The following is a 23,186-nucleotide window of genomic DNA, read 5'->3' as shown; positions in this document are numbered from 1 at the left end:
ACGATCCGTTGCATGCTGCGGCCTGCGTGCCTCATCCGTCGCCCCCTGAACCGTTCGGACACAGCGTCACCGACGCCCGGGACCGCGGGATTCAGCGCCCTCATTCCCTACGTGCCGTCCTCTGTCCACCGGCTGCGGCTTCCGCCCGGCGTGGGGGAGGCGCGGCCTCGTCGCAAGGCCGCACGCTTCCCTGGCTCCGGCACCCTCGCCCGTCGGGGCCACGGCCGGCTCACCGCGTGGCGCGCACCCCCCGCGGAGTGGGCAGGAAGCCCGTTTCCTGGAAGTAGGTCAGGTAGCGGGTCAGGGTGTCGTCGGTCAGGAGTGGCAGGTGTACGCCCAGGGACGCTGCGGCCTTGGCCGTCCGGCTGGAGTCGAAGTCGCGGTGGTCCATCGCCTCGTGCCGGGTCTGCCCCCCGTCGCCGAGGAACAGTTGCGCCGCGTTGTCGTGCTGCGCCGCGACGCGGTCCTGCCAGTGCGGCGCGGGGACGGTGCGCAGCTCGTGGCCCAGGCGGGCCGCCGCTTCGAAGACGCTGGCCAGACCCGGTGCGTCCGGGTTGGTGAGGTGATAGGTCTCGGCACCGGCCGGGCCGGAGGCGGAGAGCGCCACCACCGCCGCGCTGACGTGGTCCACGGGCACCCAGTCGGTCGACCCGTGCGCCAGGTCCGGTACCGCGCCCGCCTGGAGGCACCCCTTGATGAGCCGCCACAGCAGGTCGCGGTCCTGGCAGGCGCCGGTGGTGGTGTCGCCGCTGATGCGACCGGGTCGGTAGACGGTCACCGGCAGGCCGCGTTCGCGGGCCAGGCCGATGAGTTGTTCGGCGACCCACTTGCTCTGCGCGTATCCGTCGGGCAGGTCGCAGGCGGGACCCGTCGGGGTCGACTCCGTGATGGCGGCGGAATCGGAGCCGGACACCGGGGCGTAGACGCTCGTGGTCGAGACGTAATGCATCCCGGGTGAGGCTGAGTCGGCCAGCAGGCGCAACAGTTCCTCGGTGCCGGCCACGTTGGGGGCGCGCAGATCGTCGTACGTGGCGGCGAAGTTGACGCGTGCGCCGTTGTGGATGACGAGGCCGAGACGGCGCACCAGGGCGGTCCGGTCTTGGGGGGCCAGACCGAGGCCCGGGGCGCCGAGGTCCCCGGGGACTGGGCGGATCAGGTCCGCGTACCGGGGGCGCCAGAGGCCGTAGTGCTCCAGGTTGGCCCGCAGCCGGTCCGCACCGCGCCGCTCGTCCTCGGCCCGTACGAGGCAGTCGACCGGGCCGTCGGTGGCCTCGATGAGGTCGCGCAGGAGGAAGGCGCCGAGGAACCCGGAAGCGCCGGTCAGAAGGGGCCGGGCGGAAGGGCGGGAGGGCTTGCGGGCAGGGGCGGGCACCGGGGCCGCTCCGGCCCTGCCCGCGCCCGTGATGTCCGCCGCCAGGCGGACCTCGGCTGCGAGGTCCGGTGTGCCGGCGCCCTCATGGTTCTCCTGCCCCGCCTCGCCGTCCAGGAGACGGGCGACCCCCTCGACGGTGGGCGCCGCGAACAGGGCGCGCAGGGAGGGGCGGCGACCGAAGCGTTCTCCGATCCGCTGGGCCAGGGTCACGACGAGCAGCGAGTGGCCGCCGAGGGCGAAGAAGTCGTCCGTGACGCCGACCTCGGGTACGCCGAGTGCCTCCGCGAAGGCCTCGCAGAGGGCGCGTTCGCGAGCGGTGGCCGGGGCCCGGCCTCCGGCCGGTACGGCCTGGTCGGGTGCGGGCAGGGCACGCCGGTCGGTCTTGCCGTTGGGGGTGACCGGCAGGACGTCGAGCCGCACGTGGGCGGAGGGGAGCATGTGAGCGGGCAGGGTGGTGGCGAGGTGCGCGCGCACCTCGCCGTCGGCCGGGCCCGCCGTCCCGTCCGCGGCCACGGTGTAGGCGACCAGGCGCCGGTCGCCGGGCCGGTCCTCACGGACGACGGCACAGGCCGCGGCGACGCCCGGCAGGGTGGTGAGAGCGGCCTCGATCTCACCCAGCTCGATGCGGAAGCCGCGCAGTTTGACCTGGTCGTCGACCCTGGAGACGTAGACGAGCTCCCCGTCGGCACTCCAGCGCACCAGGTCACCGGTGCGGTACATGCGGCCCCCCGACCGGTCGAAGGGATCGGCCACGAAGCGGGACGCGGTCAGGGCGGCCCGGCCGTGGTACCCGCGGGCCACTCCCTCGCCGGAGACGTACAGTTCGCCGATGACGCCGGGCGCCACGGGGGCCAGCCGGTCGTCCAGGACGTGGACACGGGTGCCGTTGACGGGGACGCCGATGGACACGGTCCGGTCGGGGGCGAGCGGCCCGTCCGCGTGCTGGAAGGTGCTCATGGTCGCGCAGACGGTGGTCTCCGTCGGGCCGTAGGCGTTGACGAGGAACCGGTCCCGAGCCCAGGCGTGCACCAGTGCGGGCGGGCAGGCCTCGCCGGCGAGGACCATCGTGGTCCCCGCGGGCAGCGAGCCCGGCGGCATCACCGCGAGGGCGGCGGGCGGCAGGGTGAGATGGGTGATGCCCCTCTCACGGACCAGGGCCGCGAGGGTGGGGCCGGGAAGCAGGGCATCGCGTTCGGCGATCTCCAGGCAGGCCCCGGAGAGCAGCCCCATGCACAGTTCCCAGAACGCGGCGTCGAAGCTGACGGACGCCATGTGGAGCACCCGGCTGCCCGGGACGACGCGCAGCCGCTCGCTCTGCGTCCTGGCCATGGCTCCGGCGCCCCGGTGGGTGACCACGACCCCTTTGGGGCGGCCGGTGGACCCGGAGGTGTAGATGACGTACGCCGGGTGCGCCGGGAGCAGGGCCGGGACGGGGCCCGTGGCGTGCGCCGACGGCAGAGCCTCCTCCCCGAGGTCACCGACGTGCAGGCAGGGCACCGGGGTCTCCGGGAGACGGGCGCGGATGGCGGGCGTGGTGAGGAGCAGGCGCGGCCGGGCGTCGTCGAGCATGTACGACAGGCGCTGGGCCGGGTAGTCCGGGTCGAGCGGAACGTATGCCGCCCCGGCCTTGAGGACGCCGAGGAGTGCCACGACGAGGTCGTGGGTGCGGGGCAGAGCGACGGCCACCCGGTCCTCGGGGCCGATGCCCCGCGCCGAGAGGTGGTGGGCGAGGATCTCGGCGCGGGCGTCGAGCTCACCGTAGGTGAGGGTGGTGCCGGCGTCGCGAACCGCAGGGGCGTCCGGGGTGAGCCGGACCCGCTGCTCGAAGAGCGCGGGGACGGTCGCCTCCGGCAGGTTCTCGACGGGCCCGGTCCCCCAGGCGGCGAGGCGGGTGTGCTCGGAGGCGGTGAGCACGTCGTACGTGCTCAGCGGGCGCTCGGGCTCCGCGGTCACCGAGCCGATCAGCAGGATGAGCCGTTCGGCGAGGTCGCGGACCGTGGCGGCGTCGAAGAGCTCCGTCGCGTAGTCCACGGCAGCCTTCATACCGCTGGGCCGGCCGTCGGCGTCGGTCGTCTCGGTGAAGGTGAACGACAGGTCGAACTTGCTGACTCCGGGGTCGACCGGCACGCCGTCGGCTGTGAGGCCGGGCAGTTCCAGAGGCGCGGCAGGGGTGTGGTTCTGGAGGATGAGCATGGTCTGGAAGAGCGGGTGGTGGTTCTGCGAGCGCGTGGGGTTGAGCAGTTCCACCAGGCGCTCGAACGGCACGTCCTGGTGCGCGTACGCGGAGAGGTCGAACTGCTTCACACGGTCGAGGAGTTCCAGGAACGTGGGGTCACCTGTCAGGTCCGTGCGCAGCACGAGCGTGTTGACGAAGAACCCGACGAGGTCGGAGGCCGCCTCGTCGGTGCGTCCTGCGACGGCTGTGCCCAGCGGGATGTCGTCGCCGGCACCGTGCCGGGACAGGACGGTCGACAGGGCGGCCTGGAGCACCATGAAGACGCTGCATCCGCTGGCGCGGGCGAGGTCCGCGACCGCCCGGGAGGTGGTGGGGTCGAGGGCGAAGTCGTGGGTGGCGCCGGTGTGCCGGGGAGCGGCGGGGCGTGAGCGGTCCCGGGGCAGTTCGACCATCTCGGGAAGCCCGTCCAACGCGCTTTTCCAGTAGGCCAGCTGTCGTGAGACGAGGCTTTCGGGGTCGTGTTCGTCGCCGAGCAGGCGGCGTTGCCAGAGAGTGTAGTCGGCGTAGTCGACGGGCGGTCGTGTCCAGGCCGGCCCCTCGCCGTCCATGCGGGCACGGTAGGCGACGCCGAGGTCGCGGGTGAGGGGGGCCAGGGACGAACCGTCGGCTGCGATGTGGTGGACCACGAGGACCAGGACGTGTGCGTCGTCGGCCAGGCGCAGCAGGGTCGCCCGGAGAGGGAGGCGGTGCTCGATGTCGATCGGCGCGGTCGCGGCGGCCCTGATCCGGTTGGCGAGTCCGTGCTCGTCGACGGCTTCGAGTGCGAACGGGAGCCGGACGTCCTCCGGGGCGGTGATGTGCTGGCGCGGTCTGCTGTCGTGTTCGGGGAAGACGGTACGCAGTGCGGCGTGCCGGGTGATGACGTCGCGGAGAGCCTGGCGCAGGGCTTCCGTGTCGAGCGGTCCGTCGATGCGCAGGGCGAAGGGGATGTTGTAGGTGGCGGAAGGGCCTTCGAGGCGGTGGAGGAACCACAGGCGCTGCTGGGCGTAGGACAGCGGGAGCGCTGCGGGGCGTTCCTGCGGTACGAGGGCGGGGCGGGCGGAACGGTCCGCGCCCTGCAGTGCCCTGGCGAGCGTGGCGACGGTGGGGTTGTCGAAGAGGGTGCGGATCTCGGTTTCCGTGCCCAGGGCGGTGCGGACGCGGCCGACGAGGCGGGTGGCGAGCAGGGAGTGGCCGCCCAGGGCGAAGAAGTTGTCGTCGATGCCGACGCGGGCCACACCCAGCACGTCGGCGAAGATGCCGGCGAGGATCTCCTCGTGGGCGCCGCGCGGCCGCCCGCCCCCCGAGCCGGGCCCGGTGGCGGGCGCGGGGAGGGCGGACCGGTCGAGCTTGCCGTTCGGGGTCAGCGGCAGCACGTCGAGTGGCTGGATGGCGGTCGGCACCATGTAGGCGGGCAGCTGACGGCCGACGTGTGCGGCGAGCAGGTCCGGGTCCGGGGTCCGTCCGGGGGCCGGGACGACGTAGGCCGTCAGGGTGCGGTCGCCGGGCAGGTCCTCGCGGACCAGGACGCAGGCGGCGCGCACGGACGGGTCGGCGCAGAGGACCGCTTCGATCTCGGCGGGCTCGATGCGGTGGCCGCGCAGTTTGATCTGGTGGTCGGCCCGGGCGACGTAGTGCAGGGTGCCGTCTGCGCCCTGGCGCACGAGGTCACCGGTTCGGTACATCCGTCCACCGGCGCCGGTGAACGGGTCGGCGACGAACCGGGTGGAGGTGAGGCCGGGGCGTCCCAGGTAGCCGCGCGCGACACCGGCGCCCGCGACATACAGTTCGCCTTCCGCGCCGGGCGGCACGAGCCGCATCGCCGCGTCGAGGACGTAGACGCGCATGCCGTCGAGCGCCCGGCCGATCGGGGGTACACCCCCGGGGGCGCCGCCGGGGCGGACGCGGTGGGAGGTGGCGAAGGTGGTGGTCTCGGTGGGCCCGTAGACGTTCAGGAAGGCTGTGCCGGGGTGCGCCGAGGCGAGGCGCTGGAGGACGCCGGGCGCCGCGGTCTCGCCTCCGGACGCGACGAGGCGCAGCAGGCCGAGGGCGCTCGGGTCGGTTTCCGCGATGACGTTGAACAGGGCCGTCGTCAGGAACGCCGCAGTCACGCCGTCCCGGGTGACGAGGTCTCGGAGCGTGGCGGGCTGGAGGGCACCCTCGGGGGCTACGACGACACGGCCCCCGTTGAGGAGGGGGGCCCAGATCTCGAAGGTGGAGGCGTCGAAGACGTACGCCGAGTGCAGGAGGACCGCGTCGGCCGCTCCGTCACCCCACGTCCGGTCGGACGCGAGGGCGGTGATGTCGGCGTGGGTGACGCCGACGCCCTTGGGCAGGCCGGTGGAGCCGGAGGTGAACATCACGTAGGCGAGCCGGGCGCCGCCCGTGAGGGCGGGGAGGGTTCCCGGAACGTCCGGTCCGCCCTGCCGGACCCGTCCTGCCGCGTCGACGGTCACCACCCGTACGTCAGGGCCGAGTCGGCGTACCCAGTGGTGCGTGCGGGTGGTCTCGTCGACGATCAGAGCGCGAAGGGCCGACACCTCGGCGACGCGGGTGAGACGTTCGGCGGGCCAGCGCGGGTCGAGCGGCACGTAGGCGGCGCCCGCGCGCAGGGCGGCCAGGGAGGCGGTCACCAGGGCCGTGGAGCGGCCCATGAGGATACCGACGCCGTCCTCAGCCCCGACGCCCAGCCCCGTCAGGGCTGCGCCCAATGCTGCTGCTTCCGTGTCGAGTTGTCGGTACGTCAGGTGTTCCGTAGTTCCTGAGACGGCGACCGCGTCCGGGTGCCGGGCGGCGCGCCGGGAGACTGCGGCCGGGATGCTTTCGTCCAGGGTGCCGCACGTCAGTTCGGCGCCGCGACCTTGCGAGAGCAGCTTCTCACGCTCACCGTCCAGGAGGATCGGGACGGCGTCGGCGCGGTGGCCGAGCCCTTCCGCCATCGCCATCAGCAGGCGCCGCATGCGGGCGACCGTGCGGGCGACCTCGTCGCGTTCGAGGGCGGCGGCCCGGTAGCCGAAGGTGATCCTCAGGGCGTCGCCCGGAGCGATGGTGAGGGTGAGCGGATAGTGGGCCGCGTCCGAGCCGCTGAAGCCGGTGACGGCGAGGCCGGGCAGTGCCCGCTGCGCGGTGCGCAGGGCTTCGGCGTCCATGGGGTAGTTCTCGAACACGGCCAGGGTGTCGAAGAGTTCGTCCAAGCCCGTGAGGCCGCGTATCTCGGTCAGACCCAGGTACTGGTGGCCGAGGAGACGGCCCTGTTCCTCCTGCAGCCGGGTCAGCAGCACGGCCAGGGTTTCGCCGGGTGCAGGCCGGAGACGTACCGGCACGGTGTTGATGAAGAGGCCGACCATCGACTCGATGCCCGGAATCTCCGGCGGGCGGCCGGAGACGGTGGTGCCGAACACGACGTCGGGGCGCCCCGTGAGGTGCGCGAGCAGCAGACCCCAGGCTCCCTGGATCAGTGTGTTGAGGGTGAGCCGGTGGGCCCGGGCCACCTCGCGAAGCCGGTGCGTCGTGGCCGTGTCCAGGTCGAGGACGAGGGTCTCGGGCAGGTCGCCCGCGCCCGGGGCGTCCTGCCCGCCGCGCCCGGCGAGCAGGGTGGGAGCCTCGATTCCGGCGAGGGCGGCTCTCCAGGCGTCCAGGGACCCGGCGCGGTCCTGCTGCGCCAGCCAGGCGAGGTAGGTGCGGTAGGGAACGACGCGTGGCAGGGCGCTGTCGTCGCCCTGGAGTGCGTACAGCTCGAAGAGTTCCCGCACGAGCACGGGCATCGACCATCCGTCGAGCAGGATGTGATGACTCGTCATGACGAGGCGATGCCGCTGCGGGGCGATACGTACGAGGGTGAAACGCATCAGCGGCGGGCTGGTGAGGTCGAAGCGGCGGGTGCGGTCGGCGGCGAGGAACGCGCTGAGGCGCTCCTGTGCCGTGTCCGTGCCGGCCGCCCCGGTCAGGTCCAGTTCCTCCAGCGGTACCGGCACCTCGGCGGCGACGGCCTGCACGGGCTCGTCCAGGTCCTCGTGGAGGAAACCGACCCGCAGGTTGGCGTGCCGCCGCAGCAGACCACCGACGGCGGCATGCAGGGCGGGGACGCTCACGGGGCCTTCGAGGTCGAAGACGAACTGCGCGGTGTAGACGTCCACGGCGCGGGAGTCGTACAGCGCGTGGAAGAGCATGCCTGCCTGCAACGGCGTCAGCGGCAGTACGTCTTCCAGTCGGAACCCGGTCACTTGCGTCCACCCCACTTGTTCTGCAGTCGGTCGATCTGGGCCTGGTCGAGCGCGACCAGGGGAAGGTCGGACGGCGTCCAGCCGCCCGCGTCAGGTCGTTCGGCGTGTTCCACGACGGCCCGCAGGGCGCGGGTGAAGGCGTCGGACAGGGATTCCACGTCCTCCTCCTTGAGGAGGTCGCTGGGCCAGGTCCAGCGGGTCACCAGGCGCGGACCGTCCGCCAGGTCCTCGGCGTGCGCGTTGATGTCGAGGACGTGGTGGACGGGCATGTCGGGGTCCTGGCTGCGCGGCCCGCCGCCGTCGAGCAGTACGTCCCAGTCGGCGCCGTCCCGCCCGTCCGTCGGCCGGGGCGAAGCGGCGTACCGGCCGAGGTAGTTGAAACCGATCTGGGGGTGGGGTGCGCCTGCCAGCAGTGGCCGGGTGGCCGGGTTGAGGTGGCGCAGCATTCCGTAGCCGACCCCGTGGTCGGGGATGGTCCTCAGCTGCTCCTTGACCCGTTTGAGGGCGCGTTCGACCAGTGTGGCGTCGAAGCGTCCGGGATCGCGGACGTCGACGGTCCCGGGGTCGAGCCGGACCGGGTAGAGACTGGTGAACCAGCCGACCGTACGGGACAGGTCCAGGTGGTCGGCGATCTGCTCGCGGCCATGGCCCTCCAGGTCGAGGAGGACGGCGGTGCCGCCCGTCCGGGGCCCGCCGGCGGCGTCCGCCCGTTGCGCACGCCAGGAGCAGACGGCCAGAGCGAGGCCCGTGAGCAGCACATCGTCCACCCCGGCGTGGAAAGCGGCCGGAACGGTGGTGAGCAGGGGCTTCGTCCACGCCGCGGGCAGGTGGGTGACCAGGGTGCGTGTCCGGTCGGCCGTGTCCAGGTCGGGGTCGAGCGGCCGGTAACCCAGCTGCGGGTCGGGTGTTCTCACCGTCTGCTGCCACAGATCCAGTTCCGCCTCACGTGCGGGCTCTCGCGCCTGGGAGGACAGGAGTCGTGCCCAGTGCCGGTAGGACGTGGTGGCCGGGGGCAGTGCCGACGGCCGGCCGTCGGCGTTCGCAGGCCCGGTGACGGCCTGCCAGGCGGTGGCCACATCGGTGGCGAGGATGCGCCAGGAGACCGCGTCCACGGCCAGGTGGTGCACGACGAGCAGCAGTTGCCCGCGCCTGCCCGGCCCGGCGTCGCACCAGACGGCCTCGATCACCTCACCGTGCGCGGGCCGCAGCCGTCTGCGCGCGAGTTCGCCCGCCTCGGTGACGACGGCACGGACGGCGTCGGCGTCCAGGCCCGCTACGTCCACCCGGGTGAAGCGGTGCCGGGCCTGCACGGCACCGGGCGGCAGGGCTTCGAGGGCGGGTGCGCCGTCGGCGGACCGCGTGGTCCGCAGACGGAGCATGTCGTGGTGGTCGACGAGGAGTTGGAGGGTGGCTACGAGCGTGTCCTCGTCGGCCTCCGCGGGCGTACGCAGCACCCCGGACTGGTTGTAGCCGTCCGTGGTGCCGGGCCGCTCCAGGAACCAGGCGGCTATGGGCGTCGGCGGCATCGCGCCGGTGCCCTGCCCGTCCGGCGCGGCGGTGTCCTCGCCGAGCGCGGTGGCGACGGCCGCGATGGCCTGCGGCGTGCGGTGGACGAAGACATCGCGCGGGCTGACTCCGAGGCCGGCGCCGCGGACGCGGCTGACGAGCTGGATGGAGAGGATGCTGTCGCCTCCGAGCGCGAAGAAGTCGTCGTCGGTACGGACGGTGGGAGCGCGCAGTACGGAGGCGAACACATCGCACAGGACCCGTTCCTTCGGGGTGCGCGGCTCCCCGCCCGGCCGGTTGGTTGCGGGGCGCGCCGGTACGGGCAGGGCGCGACGGTCGGTCTTGCCGTTGGGCAGCAGCGGCAGCGCGTCCAGGGGTACGAAGACGGCGGGCACCATGTACGGCGGCAGGACCGACATCAGCCGGGCGCGCAGCTCGCCCTCCGGGAGGGCTGCGGCGCCGCCGCGCACGTCGGAAACGGTGTAGGCGACCAGACGCCGCTCTCCCTGACGGTCCTCACGGACGAGGGCGCAGGCGGCGGCGATGCCGTCGAGCGCGGTGAGCGCGGCCTCGATCTCGCCGAGTTCGATGCGGAAGCCGTGCAGTTTGACCTGGTCGTCGGCGCGCGAGACGTAGCTGAGCAGGCCGTCGGCGTCCCGTCGGACGAGGTCGCCCGTGCGGTACATGCGGCTGCCGGCGGGGCCGTACGGGTCGGCGACGAACCGTGCGGCGGTCAGGCCCGGTCGGCCGAGGTAGCCGCGCGCGAGGCCCGCACCCGCGACGTAGAGCTCGCCGGTGACGCCCGGCGGCACCGGCTGGAGACCGGTGTCCAGGACGTAGGCGCGGGTGTTGTCGACGGGGCGGCCGATCGGCACGTTTCCGTCCCCCGCGGCGCCGTCCGTCTTCCCTCCGTGGTGGTGGGCGGTGGCGTCGATGGTCGTCTCGGTGGGCCCGTAGAGGTTGTGCACCTCGACCCGCCAGGCCCGCCCGACGCGCTCCGCCAGGTGCCGGGGCAGGGGTTCACCGCCGCACAGGACGGCCCGCAGCGTCGCGGGTGCCTCGTCGGGAGCCGTCTCGGTGAGGACGAGCGAGAGGTGCGAGGGCACGAACTGGGCGAGGGTCGTGCCCGCCTCGCGCATGCGGACCAGCAGCCCCGCGGGGTCGTGGTTGACGGCGGCCGGCACGGGGCAGGTCGAGCCGCCGTGCAGGAGCGGCAGCCATGTTTCCCAGACCGAGGCGTCGAAGCTGGGCGAGGTGCGGGCGAGGACCCGGTCGTCGTCGGTGAGGCGGAGGTGCTCCGCCATCCACGCCATGTGGTTGGTCAGGGAGGCGTGGGTGACGACGACGCCCTTGGGGCGGCCGGTGGAGCCCGAGGTGTAGATGACGTACGCCGCGTCGCGCGGGTCCGGGGCGGCGTCCGGCGGCACCGTGCCCCCGGTGGACCATGCGGCCCGGTCGTCGAGGGCGAGGCAGGGTACGGACGGGCCGTACCGAGCGGCGCGGGCGGTGCCGTGGGTGAGGAGCAGTGCCGGGCGGGCGTCGTCGAGCATGTGGGCGATACGTGCCTCGGGGTACTCCAGGTCGACGGGCAGGTACGCCGCCCCGGCCTTGGCCACCGCCAGCATCGCGACGACTTGGTCGGCGGTGCCCTCGAGGGCGAGGGCGACGAGGGCGCCGCGGCCGATGTTCCGGCTGTGCAGGTGGTGCGCCAGATCGTCCGACAGCGCGTCCAGTTCTCCGAAGGTGAGGCGGTGCGCGCCGTCCAGCACGGCGATCGCCGCCGGGGTCCGGGCGCACTGGGCGCGGAACCCCTCGGGCGCCGTGCCTGCCGCCCCGGTCCGGACCGGGCCGTGTGCGGCGCGTTCGAGGCTCCGCCGCTCGGACGCGTCCAGGACGTCGGCGGTGTGGACGCGGCGGCCGGGGTCTGCTGCGAGCGAGGCGAGCAGGCGGGTCAGCCGGTCGGCGAGAGCGTGCGCGGTGGCGGGGGCGAAGAGTTCGGTGGAGAACTCCAGGACGCCGTCGAGACCGGCGGGCCCGCCCGCCTCGTCACGCGTCTCGGTGAAGGTGAAGGTCAGGTCGAACTTGCTGATGCCGGTGCGAACGGGCTGCTCCGTCACCGTGAGCCCGGGCAGGTCGAGCATCGCGTCGGCCTGGTTCTGGAGGACGAGCATCGTCTGGAACAGCGGGTGGTGGTTCTGGGCCCGGACCGGGCTGAGGGAGTCCACCAGCCTCTCGAACGGCACGTCCTGGTGGGCGTAGGCCGCCAGGTCGAACTCCCGGACACGGTCGAGGACGTCGCCGAAGGTGGGATCGCCGCTCAGGTCGGTGCGCAGGACGAGGGTGTTGACGAAGAAGCCCACCAGGTCGTCGAGGGCTTCGTCGGTGCGTCCGGCGACTGCCGTACCGAGCGGGATGTCCTCGCCGGCGCCGTGCCGGGAGAGCAGCACCGACAGGGCCGCCTGGAGGACCATGAAGAGGCTGCACCCGCGGGCACGGGCAAGATCCGCCAGTTCCCGGTGGGTGTCCGCGGCGACGGGGAAGGCGAACGCGTCGCCTCGGTGTCCCGTCACGGTGGGGCGGGGACGGTCGTACGGCAGGGCGAGCAGATCGGGGGCGCCGGCGAGCGCGGTGCGCCAGAACTCAAGCTGGCGGGAGGCCTGGCCGTCCGGGTCGTCCTCGTCGCCGAGCAGCGCGCGCTGCCACAGGGTGTAGTCGGCGTACTGGACACCCAGTTCCGCCCAGGGGGGCTCCACGCCCTCGCTCCGTGCCCGGTACGCCTCGCCCAGGTCGCGGGCGAGCGGGGCGAGGGACCAGCCGTCGCCTGCGATGTGGTGGACGACCAGCACGAGGACGTGGTCCTCTTCGCCGAGCCGCAGCAGCCTGGCCCGTACCGGAATCTCGGCACTCACGTCGAAGGCGTGCGACACCTCGGCGCGCAGGACCTCGTCGAGGTGGGCGGGGCCGGTGTCGCGGGGTGTCAGGTCGAGGTCGGCGCCATCGGCGTCGAGGACGACCTGACGCGCCACGCCGTCGGTGTCGGGGAACACGGTGCGAAGACTCTCGTGGCGTTCGACGACGTCCGAGAGGGCGCTCTCCAGGGCCTCCGTGTCGAGCGGTCCGTGAAGGCGGAGCACGAGCGGCACGTTGTACGTGGCGCTGGGCCCCTCGAACCGGTTGAGGAACCACAGGCGCCGCTGCGCATGCGACAGCGGCAGCGGGTCGGGGCGGCTCGGGGCGCGCTCCAGAGGCCTCCTGGCCGCTTCGGCGCCGTCCAGCGCCGCTGCGAGCGCCGCCGGCGTGGGGTGTTCGAAGAGTGCCTTGACCTGGACCTCCACACCGAGTGCGGTACGGATGCGGGCGACGAGCCGGGTGGCGAGCAGGGAGTGGCCGCCCAGGGAGAAGAAGTTGTCGTCGGCTCCCGCCCCTGCCAGGCCGAGCACATCGGCGAACAGCCCGCACAGGATCTCCTCGCGGACCGTGCGGGCGGCGCGCCCACGGACCGGAGCCTGGCGCTCGGGGGCGGGCAGCGCACGCCGGTCCACCTTGCCGTTGAGGGTCAGCGGCAGCGCGTCGAGCAGGACGAACGCGGAGGGCACCATGTAGGCGGGCAGGGACCGGCCCACGGCCAGGGCGAGGTCGCCGGGTTCGGGGCGGGCGCCTGCGGCGGGCACCACGTACGCGACCAGCCGCCGGTCGCCGGGAGTGTCCTCGCGGACGACGGCGAAGGCGTCGGCGACGCCTTCGCCGCAGGCGAGCACCCTCTCGATCTCGCCCGGTTCGATCCGGTGCCCGCGGAGTTTGACCTGGCCGTCGGCACGGTTGACGTAGGTGATCTGACCGTCGTGGGTCCACCGGACGAGGTCACCGGTGCGGTACATCCGGCTGCCCGCCGGGCCGTACGGGTCTGCGACGAAGCGGGCGGCGGTCAGGCCCGGGAGCCCGGTGTATCCGCGTGCCACGCCGCGGCCGGCGAGGTACAGCTCACCCACGACTCCCGGCGGGACCGGCCCCAGCGAGCCGTCGAGTACGTACAGGCGCATGCCGTCCAGGGCGCGCCCGATGGGCGGCGGGCCGGACTCCAGTTCGGCCGCCACGTCGTAGCGGGTGGCGAAGGTGGTGGTCTCGGTGGGCCCGTACACGTGCAGGACGCGCACGCCGGGCGCGGCGCCCGCGACCCGCTGCATCGCGTCGGGAGAGGCCAACTCCCCGCCGGCACAGACGAGCCGGAGGCCGGTGAACGCGCCCGGGCCGGTCTCGGCGATCACGTTGAACAGGGCCGTCGTCAGGAAGACGGCGGTCACCCCGTGCGCATGCACGGCGTCGCCGAGGACACGGGCCTCCAGGACGCCGTCCGGTGCGACGACGACCCGGCCGCCGCGCAGGAGCGGGGCCCAGATCTCGAACGTGGAGGCGTCGAAGACGTAGGCCGAGTGCATCAGGACCGCGTCGGCGGCACCGTCGTCCCAGGCCGAGTCGGCCGCGAGCGCGACCACGTCGGCGTGCGTGACTCCGACGCCCTTGGGCAGGCCGGTCGAGCCGGAGGTGAACATCACGTAGGCGAGCGCGCCGGGACCCGGCACGGCGGCCGGGCGGCCCGGACGCTCGGGCGCGCCCCGCAGGATCCGGCCGAGCCGGTCCACGACCACGACCGGCATCCGACGGGCCGCCGCGGCCACCCAGGGGGAGGCGTAGGCGTCCTCGTCGACGACGAGGACGCGGACGGCCGCCACCCCGGCGACCTGTGCGAGCCGTTCCTCGGGCCAGCGGGCGTCCAGCGGAACGTAGGCGCCGGCTGCCCGGACCGCGCCGAGCGAGACCGCCACCACGGCCGGCGACCGGGTCAGCAGCACGCCCACCCCTGATTCGGGGCCGACGCCGAGGCCCGCCAGCGTGCGGGCGAGGCCGGCGGAGATGGCGTCGAGTTCGGCGTACGTGAGGCTGACGTCGTCGCCGGTCACGGCTACGGCGTCCGGAGTGCGGCGTGCCCGGTCCGCGAAGAGGGCGGGCAGGGTGCCGTCCGCGGCGCCCGCCGGCAGCTCGCGTCCGGTCCCCCAGCCCGTGACGCGGGCGCGCTCGTCCGGCGTCATCAGGTCGTAGTCCGACAGGGGCAGACCGGGGTCGGCGGCCACCTGCTCCAGGAGGCGGACCAGGCGGGCCGCGAGCGTTTCGACGGTGGTCCGGTCGAAGAGGGCGGTGGCGTACTCGATCCCGGCGTCGAGGCCGCCCTCGCCCTGCCCCTCGGTGAAGGCGAAGGTGAGGTCGAACTTGCTCAGGCCGTTGTGGACGAGCCGGTCCTCGACGGTGAGACCCGGAAGGTCGGGGCGCGCGGTCTCCTGGTTCTGCAGGACCAGCATCGTCTGGAACAGCGGGTGGTGGTTGTGGGCCCGGGCGGGATTGAGGCTTTCGACCAGGCGCTCGAAGGGCACATCCTGGTTCATGTAGGCCGCCAGATCGAACTCCCGTACGCGCACGAGCAGTTCTTGGAACGACGGATGGCCAGACAGGTCGGTGCGCAGGACGAGTGTGTTGACGAAGAACCCGACCAGGTCCTCCAGCGCCTCGTCCGTGCGGCCTGCGACGGGAGAACCGAACGGGATGTCGTCGCCCGCGCCGTGACGGTGCAGCAGGGTTGCCACGGCCGCCTGGAGCACCATGAACAGGCTGCTGCCCGACTCGCGGGCCAGACGCAGGAGTTGTGTGTAGACGGCGCGCGGTACGTCGAAGGTGTGAACGGCCCCCCTCGGATCGGTGGTGACCGGGCGCGGCCGGTCGAGCGGCAGGTCGGTCACTCCGGGCAGACCCGCGAGGGCGGTGTGCCAGTGGTCGAGCTGCCGCCTCAGCACGCTCCCCGGCGTGATGCCGTCCCCCAGGGCGGCGTGCTGCCAGAGGGTGTAGTCGGCGTACTGGACCGGGGTGCCGACCGTGAGCTCGGGCTCCCGGCCCGCGACACGGGCCCGGTAGGCGTCGCCTAGGTGGCGGGCGAGCGGGGCGAGGGACCAGCCGTCGGCCGCGATGTGGTGCAGGACGAGCACCAGGACGTGGTGGCCGGGGGCGGAGCGCAGCAGTCCGGCGCGCAGCGGCACGTCCGCCACGACGTCGAACGGCTCGCGCACGGCTGCCAGGACGGCCCCTTCCAGATCGGCGGGGGCCAGGACCCTGACCGGCAGGTGGGGTGCGGCGGTGCCGGCGGGGAGGATCAACTGGTGCGGCACGCCGTCCCGTTCCGGGTACACGGTGCGTAACGCCTCGTGCCGTTCCACGACGTCACGGAGGGCGGCGCACAGGGCATCGGCGTCCAGCGTGCCGTGGAGTTCGAGGACGAGCGGGATGTTGTAGGCGGAGCTGGGGCCTTCGAGCCGGTTGAGGAACCACAGGCGCTGCTGCGCGTAGGACAGCGGCAACGGGTCGGGGCGCCGCGTCGCGGGCACCACGGGCGGGCGGGCGCGGCCCGGCGTGTCGAGCACGCGGGCGAGGCCCCCGACGGTCGGGTGCTCGAAGAGGGTACGTACGTCGATCTCGGCACCCAGGACGGCGCGCACGCGGCTGATGACGCGCATGGCGAGGAGCGAGTGCCCACCGAGGTCGAAGAAGCTGTCGTGCGGGCCCACCCGGGGCCGGTGCAGGACGTCGGCGAAGATTCCGGCGAGCAGGTCCTCCTGGAGGGTGCGCCGCCCCGGCCCGGCGGGGGCGCCGGCGTCGTGCTCGGGCTGGGGCAGGGCCCGCCGGTTCACCTTGCCGTTGGGCAGGAGGGGCAATGCGTCCAGTACGACGACGGCGCCGGGCACCATGTAGTGGGGCAGGGTCTCGGCGAGGGCGTCGCGCAGGGCGGCGGGCCGCGGGCCCGGGGCACCGGTGACGGCGTAGGCGACGAGCAGGCGCCGGCCGGGTATGTCCTCGCGGATCACGGCACAGGCGGCCGTGACGCCGGGCCGCGCCAGCAGCGCGGCCTCGACCTCGCCCAACTCGATGCGGAAGCCGCGGAGTTTGACTTGGTCGTCGGCGCGGGCCACGTAGTCGAGCAGACCCTGCCCGTTCCACCGTACGAGATCGCCCGTCCGGTACATACGGGCGCCGGTGGCGTCGAACGGGTCCGCGACGAACCGTGCGGCGGTCAGTGCGTGCCGGCCCAGGTAGCCGCGGGCGAGGTTGGGACCCGAGAGGTACAGCTCCCCTGTCACGCCGGGGGGTACGGGGCGCAGCCGGCCGTCGAGGACGTAGGCGCGCATGGTGTCGACGGGGAGGCCGATCGGCACGGTCTCGGACGATGTACCGGCGTCTTCCTGTCCACCGGTCCCGGGGCCGCCCGTGCGGTGCGCGGTGGCATCGATGGTGGCCTCGGTGGGCCCGTAGAGGTTGTGCACCTCGGCCCGCCACAGCTCGGCGGCGTCGTGGGCGAGGGCCCGCGGAAGTGGTTCGCCGCCGCACAGGACGGCGCGCAGGGCAGGGAGCGGCTCGGCGTGCGCGGCCTCGGAGAGGACGAGGGCCAGATGCGAGGGCACGAACTGGGCGACGGTCACCTCGAACCGGTTCATCCAGGAAACGAGGGCGCGGGGTTCCCGGTTGGCGCCGTCCGGCAGTACGCAGACTTCGGCGCCGTACGTCAACGGCAGCCACAACTCCCATATGGAGGCGTCGAAGCTGGTGGAGGTGCGGGCGAGGACCCGGTCCTCCGGGGTGACGGCGAGGTACCGCGCCATCCAGTTGGTGTGGTTGGCCAGCGCTTCGTGCGTCACGACCACACCCTTGGGGAGGCCGGTGGACCCGGAGGTGTAGATGACGTACGCGGGGTCCGCGGGGTGTGGTGTGCCGACGCCGCCCACGGCGTGGTGCTCGGGCCGGGCCGCCGGGTCGTCGAGGGCCAGCCACGGTACGTCGCAGGCGGGCAGGTCCGCGTGCACGGCCTTGGTGGTCAACAGCAGTACGGGCCGGGCTTCGTCGAGCATGTGCCGGATGCGGGCGGGCGGATACTCCGGATCGACGGGCAGGTAGGCGGCGCCGGCCCGCAGGACGGCCAGCATGGCGACGACGGTGTCCACCGACGGCGGCGCGGCGAGGGCCACCCGGTCCTCACGGCCCGCGCCCCGTTCGCGCAGGACGTGGGCGAGGGCGTCGGCGCGGGCGTCGAGCTCGGCGTAGGTGAGGCTCGTGTCCGCGTCACGCACGGCGACCGCGTGGGGTGTGCGCGCGGCCCACTCCCGGACAGCGCCGGGGACGGTATGTACGGGCGGCGGACGCTCCGCACCTCGGCCCTGGGCGAGGAGGCGGTCCCGCTCGTCGGGCGCGAGCGGATCGAGGTCGGCGACGGCGCGGTCGGGTTCGGTCACGGCGAGGGTGAGTATGCGGGCGAAGCGGGCGCACAGGGCGCGGGCGGTGGCTTCGTCGAAGAGGTCGGTGGCGTATTCCAGGTAACCGCCGATGCCGCCCGCGGCGCCGGGGACGACCCTCGCCGCGCGCGCGGCGGTGACGTCGGTGACTTCGGTGAGCGAGAACGTCAGATCGAACTTGCTGACACCGGTGTGCCGGGACCGGTCCCGGACCGTGACGCCGGGGAGATCGAGCCCGGCCCGATCCTGGTTCTGGAGGACCAGCATGGTCTGGAAGAGGGGGTGGTGGTCGCCGGACCGTTCGGGATTGAGCGCCTCCACGATCCGTTCGAAGGGCATGTCGACGTTGCCCAAGGCGGCAATGTCGAACTCCTTGACCCTCTGCAGCAGTTCGCGGAAAGTCGGGTCGCCCGACAGGTCCGCGCGCAGGACGACGGTGTTGACGAAGAATCCGACCAGGTCGTCGAGGGCCTCGTCGGTGCGTCCCGCCACCGCGGTGCCCAGCGGGATGTCGGTGCCGGCGCCGTGGGCGTGCAGCGTCACGGCGAGGGCCGCCTGAAGCACCATGAACGGGGTGCAGCCCGCGGCCCGGGCGAGCTCGACGAGTGCGGCGTGTGCGGGGGCGGGCAGCTCGAAGGGGACCGCGTCGCCCCGGTGGCCGGCGACGGCCTGGCGGGGCCGGTCGAGGGGCAGGTCGAGCAGGTCGGGGGCGCCGCGCAGCGCCTCCTGCCAGAAGGCGAGCTGGCGTGCTGCCAGGCTGTCCGGGTCGCCGTCGTCGCCGAGCAGCGCACGCTGCCACAGGGTGTAGTCGGCGTACTGCACACGCAGCGCGGGCCAGTCGGGCGTGCTCGCGCCCGAGCTCCTGGCGCGGTAGGCGGCGCCGAGGTCACGGCTGAGCGGGGCGAGGGACCAGCCGTCGGCGACGACGTGGTGCAGGACGAGGACCAGGATGTGACGGGCTGAGCCCAGGCGGAGCAGGTGGGCGCGGACACCGATGTCGCCGGCGAGGTCGAAGGGCACTGCGGACAGGCGGCGCACCATGCTCTCCGCCCAGGCGTCGGCGCTTCCCTCGGCAGGGGGCAGCTCGACGACGAGGGGGACGAGTGCCTCGGCGGCGGAGGCGTCGAGGACTTCCTGGCGGGCCACACCGTCGTGCTCGGCGAAGACGGTACGCAGGCTCTCGTGCCGGGCGACCACGTCGGCGAGCGCGCCGCGCAGGGCTTCAGTGTCCAGGGGGCCTTCGCATTCGAGCACGAGCGGGATCGTGTAGGTGTCGCCGGGTCCCTCGACCCGGTTGAGGAACCAGAGGCGCTGCTGCGCGAAGGACAGCGGAACCGCTTCGGGCCGTGGCTGCGGGGTGAGCCCAGGCCGGGCCGCCCCGGTGGTGTCGAGGGCCGCGGCGAGGGAGGCGACGGTGGGATGGTCGAAGAGGGTGCGCATGCCGAGTTCGGCGCCCAGGGCAGCCCGCACACGACCGGTGAGGCGGGTGGCGAGCAGGGAGTGGCCGCCCAGGGAGAAGAAGTTGTCGTCGATGCCGACGCCACCGACACCGAGGACGTCAGCGAACAGGCCGGCCAGGACCTCCTCGTAGGCCGTGCGGGGGGCGCGGCCCGTGGTGGCGACGGCGCGAGGGGCGGGCAGGGCACGGCGGTCGACCTTGCCGTTGGGATTGAGGGGCAGCGCGTCGAGCAGGACGAACGCGGACGGCACCATGTACGCGGGCAGGGTGCGCCTCACGCGGCGGGCCAGGCCTTCGTCGTCCGGCCGGGCGCCGGGTGTCCGCACGACGTAGGCGACGAGCCGCCGGTCGCCCGGTATGTCCTCGCGGACCAGGACACAAACTGCGCGCACCTCCGGGTCGGCGAGCAGGGTGTTCTCGATCTCGGCGGGCTCGATGCGGAAGCCGCGGAGTTTGACCTGGCCGTCCGCGCGGCCGACGTACTCGATGTCGCCTTCCGCGGTCCAGCGCACGAGGTCGCCGGTCCTGTACATCCGGCCACCGTGTGCGTCGTACGGGTCGGCGACGAACCGGGTGGCGGTCAGCGCCGCGTGGCCCTCGTAGCCACGGGCGACGCCGCGGCCGCTGACGTACAGCTCCCCCACGACGCCGGGCGGCACCAGCGCGAGGGCACCGTCGAGCACGTACAGGCGCATCCCGTCGAGGGGCCGGCCTATGGGCGGCACGCCCGGCCTGCCGGCGGCGACCTGGTGGCGGGTGGCGAAGGTCGTGCTCTCCGTGGGCCCGTACACGTGCAGGACGCGCGTGGCGGGCGCGGCGGCGGCCACCTGCTGCATCAGGTCCGGGGTGGCGGCCTCACCGCCCGCGGCGACGAGCCGCAGCCCGGCGAACGCCGCGGGTTCGGCCTCGGCCACCACGTTGAACAGCGCCGTCGTCAGGAAGATCGCGGTCACTCCGTGCCGTTCCACCACGTCTTCGAGGACCGGCGCCTCCAGGACGCCTCCAGGAGCGACGACCACACGGCCGCCGTTCAGGAGCGGCACCCAGATCTCGAACGTCGAGGCATCGAACACGTAGGCCGAGTGCAGCAGCACCGCGTCACACGCGCCCTCCGACCACGCGGTGTCGGCGGCCAGCGCCAGGACGTCGGCGTGGGTGACACCGACGCCCTTGGGCAGGCCGGTGGAGCCGGAGGTGAACATGACGTAGGCGAGCCCGTCGGTGTGGATCACTGCCGGCAGCGGTCCCGGCCGTGGCGGAGCGCCGCGTACGACGCCGCCGAGACCGTCGACGACGATCACCGGCAGGGTGGCGGCCGTCTCCTGGACCCAGGCCTGGGCGGCGCCGGCCTCGTCGACCACCAGGGCACGGATACGGGCCACTTCGGCGACCCGGCCGAGCCGCTCGGCCGGCCAGGCGGCGTCCATCGGTACGTAGGCGGCCCCCGCGCCGACCGTGCCGAGTGTGGCGGACACCACCGCCGCCGACCGGCCCACGAGGACACCGACGCCGTCCTCGGCGCCGATGCCCCAGCCGGCCAGAGCGCCGGAGAGGTCTTCCGCCGCCCGCGCCAGTTCCCGGTAGGAGAGCGTGGCGGCACCGTCCGTCACTGCCGGGGCGTCGGGAGTCAGCCGCGCCCGCGCGCCGAACGCCTCGGGCAGGCTCGGTGACGACGTCATGGCGGGCAGGCCGGCGCCACGCCCCTGGGTGAGCAGTATCTCCGCCGCGGTGTCGTCGAGGTACGGGAGGTCGCGGAGAGCCGTGTCGGCGTCTGCGCGGGCCAGGGCCGAGACGAAGGATACGAGCGCCTGTTGGAGCAGCCGTACGTCCTCGGGGTGGTACAGCTCCGGGTTGGCGTCGAATCCGATCAACGGCCCCTTGCCCTCGGCCCGTTCGGAGACGAAGAGGGAGACGTCGTCGACCGGGCCGATGGACAGGACGCGGGAGGCGGCGGGACTGCCGCCGAAGTCGAGGTCGTAGTCATATCCCATGATGTTGACGACGACGTCGGTCAGGCGGGCCGCACCGTCGCTCATGTTCAGTTCACGGGCGAGCTGTTCGCGGGAGAAGCGCCGGTGGCGCAGAGCGCCGCCCATCTCGCCGGCGACGGCGCGTACGAGGGCGCCGACCGTCATGTCTGCGGTGACGGCCAGCCGCAGCGGCAGGATGTTGGCGGTCATACCCACGATGTGCCGCAGACCGCCGTGACGGCCGTTCGAGGCGAGGCCCACGGTGATGTCCTGCGCCCCGGTGACCCGGCCGACGTAGGCGGCGACCGCGCTCACGAGAACGGCGGACCACCTGGTGCGGTGGGCGGCGGCGAGTCTGCGCATGTCGTCGAGCACGGTGACGGGCAGGGTCTCACCACCGTGCATCCGGACGTCCGCTCCGGCCACATCCGGTGCTGTCGTGTCGATGCGCCGGCGGATGAGCGCGGTGCCGCCGCGCGCCTGCGCCCCGTCTCCGGCACCGGCTGTGCCCGCCGCACCGACCGCACCGGTGCCTGCCAGGTCGGCGAATTTGGCGGTCCAGTAGGCGCGGTCGGTGTCGAAGCGGTCCGAGCTCCGGTAGGCCGCCTCGTCGGCTACGAGCTCGCGCAGGGGCGCGGGGGGCGGTTCGACCGTGGCGATGTCCTCGCCGCGTACGGCACGCCCGTAGAGGTCGGCCACGATGCGCCCGAAGACGGCCCCGCCGAGGCCGTCGACCGCGATGTGGTGGAAGCGGACGTACCAGTAGTGCAGCCGGACGCCGAGACGCAGCAGCGCGAAGTGGTGGTGCGGAGCGTCGATCCGGTGGACGGTGCACATGTCGTCGGCCATGTAACGCTCGGCGGTGCCGGCGGGATCGTCGGCGTCGGACACGTCGACGACGTGGAGCCGGTCCGGGTCGGCCGACGGGCGGTGAGCGACGTGCTGACGCACCGTCTCTCCCTGCGCGACGAACTCGAGGTGAAGACTGTCGCACAGAGCGACGGCCCGCCCGACCGCGGCGGTGAATAACTCCTCGTCGAGGGCACCGTGGATCTCGAAGCATTCCCCGATGTTGTATTTCGGACTGTCCGGGTCGACGAGTTGCCCATACCAGACGCCCTGCTGCGCCGTGGTCAGTTCGAGAAAGCCTTCGAGAGCTGCGTCCATCGGGAGAGAACGATTTTCCTGCATGCCGGTCCACACCTTTGGGGGGAGAGTTTTCGGGGACGTTGGGGAAGGGCCGGGTGAACCGACCACACCAGTGCACCGATCGTCGACGCCAGGGCAGGCGGAAGCGGAGAGAAACCTCACCGCACCCTCGGCGTCGGGCACGGCCGGGATCGCGTACCGGGCATGGAGTCCCGATAGGAGATCGCGACGTCTTCGCACATCGAAGGAGGCCGTACGGTGACCTGGTAATGATTAATGAACGCCACATGAAGGAGGCGTGAGTATTTAGGCGCTAGGTATGGCGGATACCTGTTCACGCCTGATCAATTTCGATCAGGCGTGATCGAAATTGATCAGGCCGGAGTGCCGCCGAGCCGCTCAGCCCGGGGAGAGCCTGAGCGGCCCGGCCGCCGGCCTACCCGACGTCGGCCCTCGTCAACCGCACCAGGCCGGCGGGCCGCATGTCGGTCCAGGCGCGTTCGATCACGTCCAGACATTCCTGACGTGACCCTTCCGGCCCCTCGGCGCGCCAGCCGGCCGGAACGTCGATGCGCGCGGGCCACAGCGAGTACTGACCCTCGTCGTTCACGAGCGCCACGAACCGTCCCGATTCGTCATCGAAAGGATTGGTCACGGCAGTCCCCCTCGGTTCTCACTTTTTCCACGACATGTTCATCCGTTATGCCCGGGCATACCGCTTCGGTCGCCTTCCCGCGATATTCCACCGGAAACCCCAAACCCCGCAGCGCGATCCCGGGTACGCGGAACAGAGATTCGCTGTGCCCCCGCGTACCGCCAAGGTGCCTGTGGTCGATCCGGGGATAACCCGACCTCGCCCGCACGTCCGTCATATTAGATGACCCGAGGCAACGAAACGCGTATATACACCTGGTTACTCATGAGTATCAAATCGGCCGGAAGAAGGTGAATCCGCCCCGGGTATATGC

At 73.0% G+C, this 23,186-nt stretch carries 3 protein-coding genes; all 3 read right to left on the bottom strand.

Translation table 11 applies throughout. The annotated features are described in order from the left end of the window. Positions 1-229: 229 nt before the first annotated feature. The 3 genes from OG844_RS12985 to OG844_RS12975 all read right to left on the bottom strand — a co-directional run bounded on the left by OG844_RS12985 (position 230) and on the right by OG844_RS12975 (position 22,873). Positions 230-7,810, bottom strand: coding sequence for an amino acid adenylation domain-containing protein (locus tag OG844_RS12985; RefSeq protein WP_406390044.1), 7,581 nt, complete (start codon positions 7,808-7,810; stop codon positions 230-232). After that, positions 7,807-22,260: an amino acid adenylation domain-containing protein gene (locus OG844_RS12980; protein ID WP_406390043.1), complete on the bottom strand. Its 14,454-nt coding sequence runs from the start codon at positions 22,258-22,260 to the stop codon at positions 7,807-7,809. The genes OG844_RS12985 and OG844_RS12980 overlap by 4 nt, the downstream gene beginning before the upstream one ends. A 394-nt stretch (positions 22,261-22,654) precedes the next feature. Beyond that, on the bottom strand, positions 22,655-22,873 hold the full coding sequence (locus OG844_RS12975; protein ID WP_406390042.1) for an MbtH family protein: 219 nt from the start codon (positions 22,871-22,873) through the stop codon (positions 22,655-22,657). Positions 22,874-23,186: the final 313 nt, after the last annotated feature.

This window comes from Streptomyces sp. NBC_00887 (assembly GCF_045207585.1).
The sequence above is the reverse complement of the archived record's forward strand: the minus strand, read 5'-3'. Positions and strand labels throughout refer to the sequence as shown.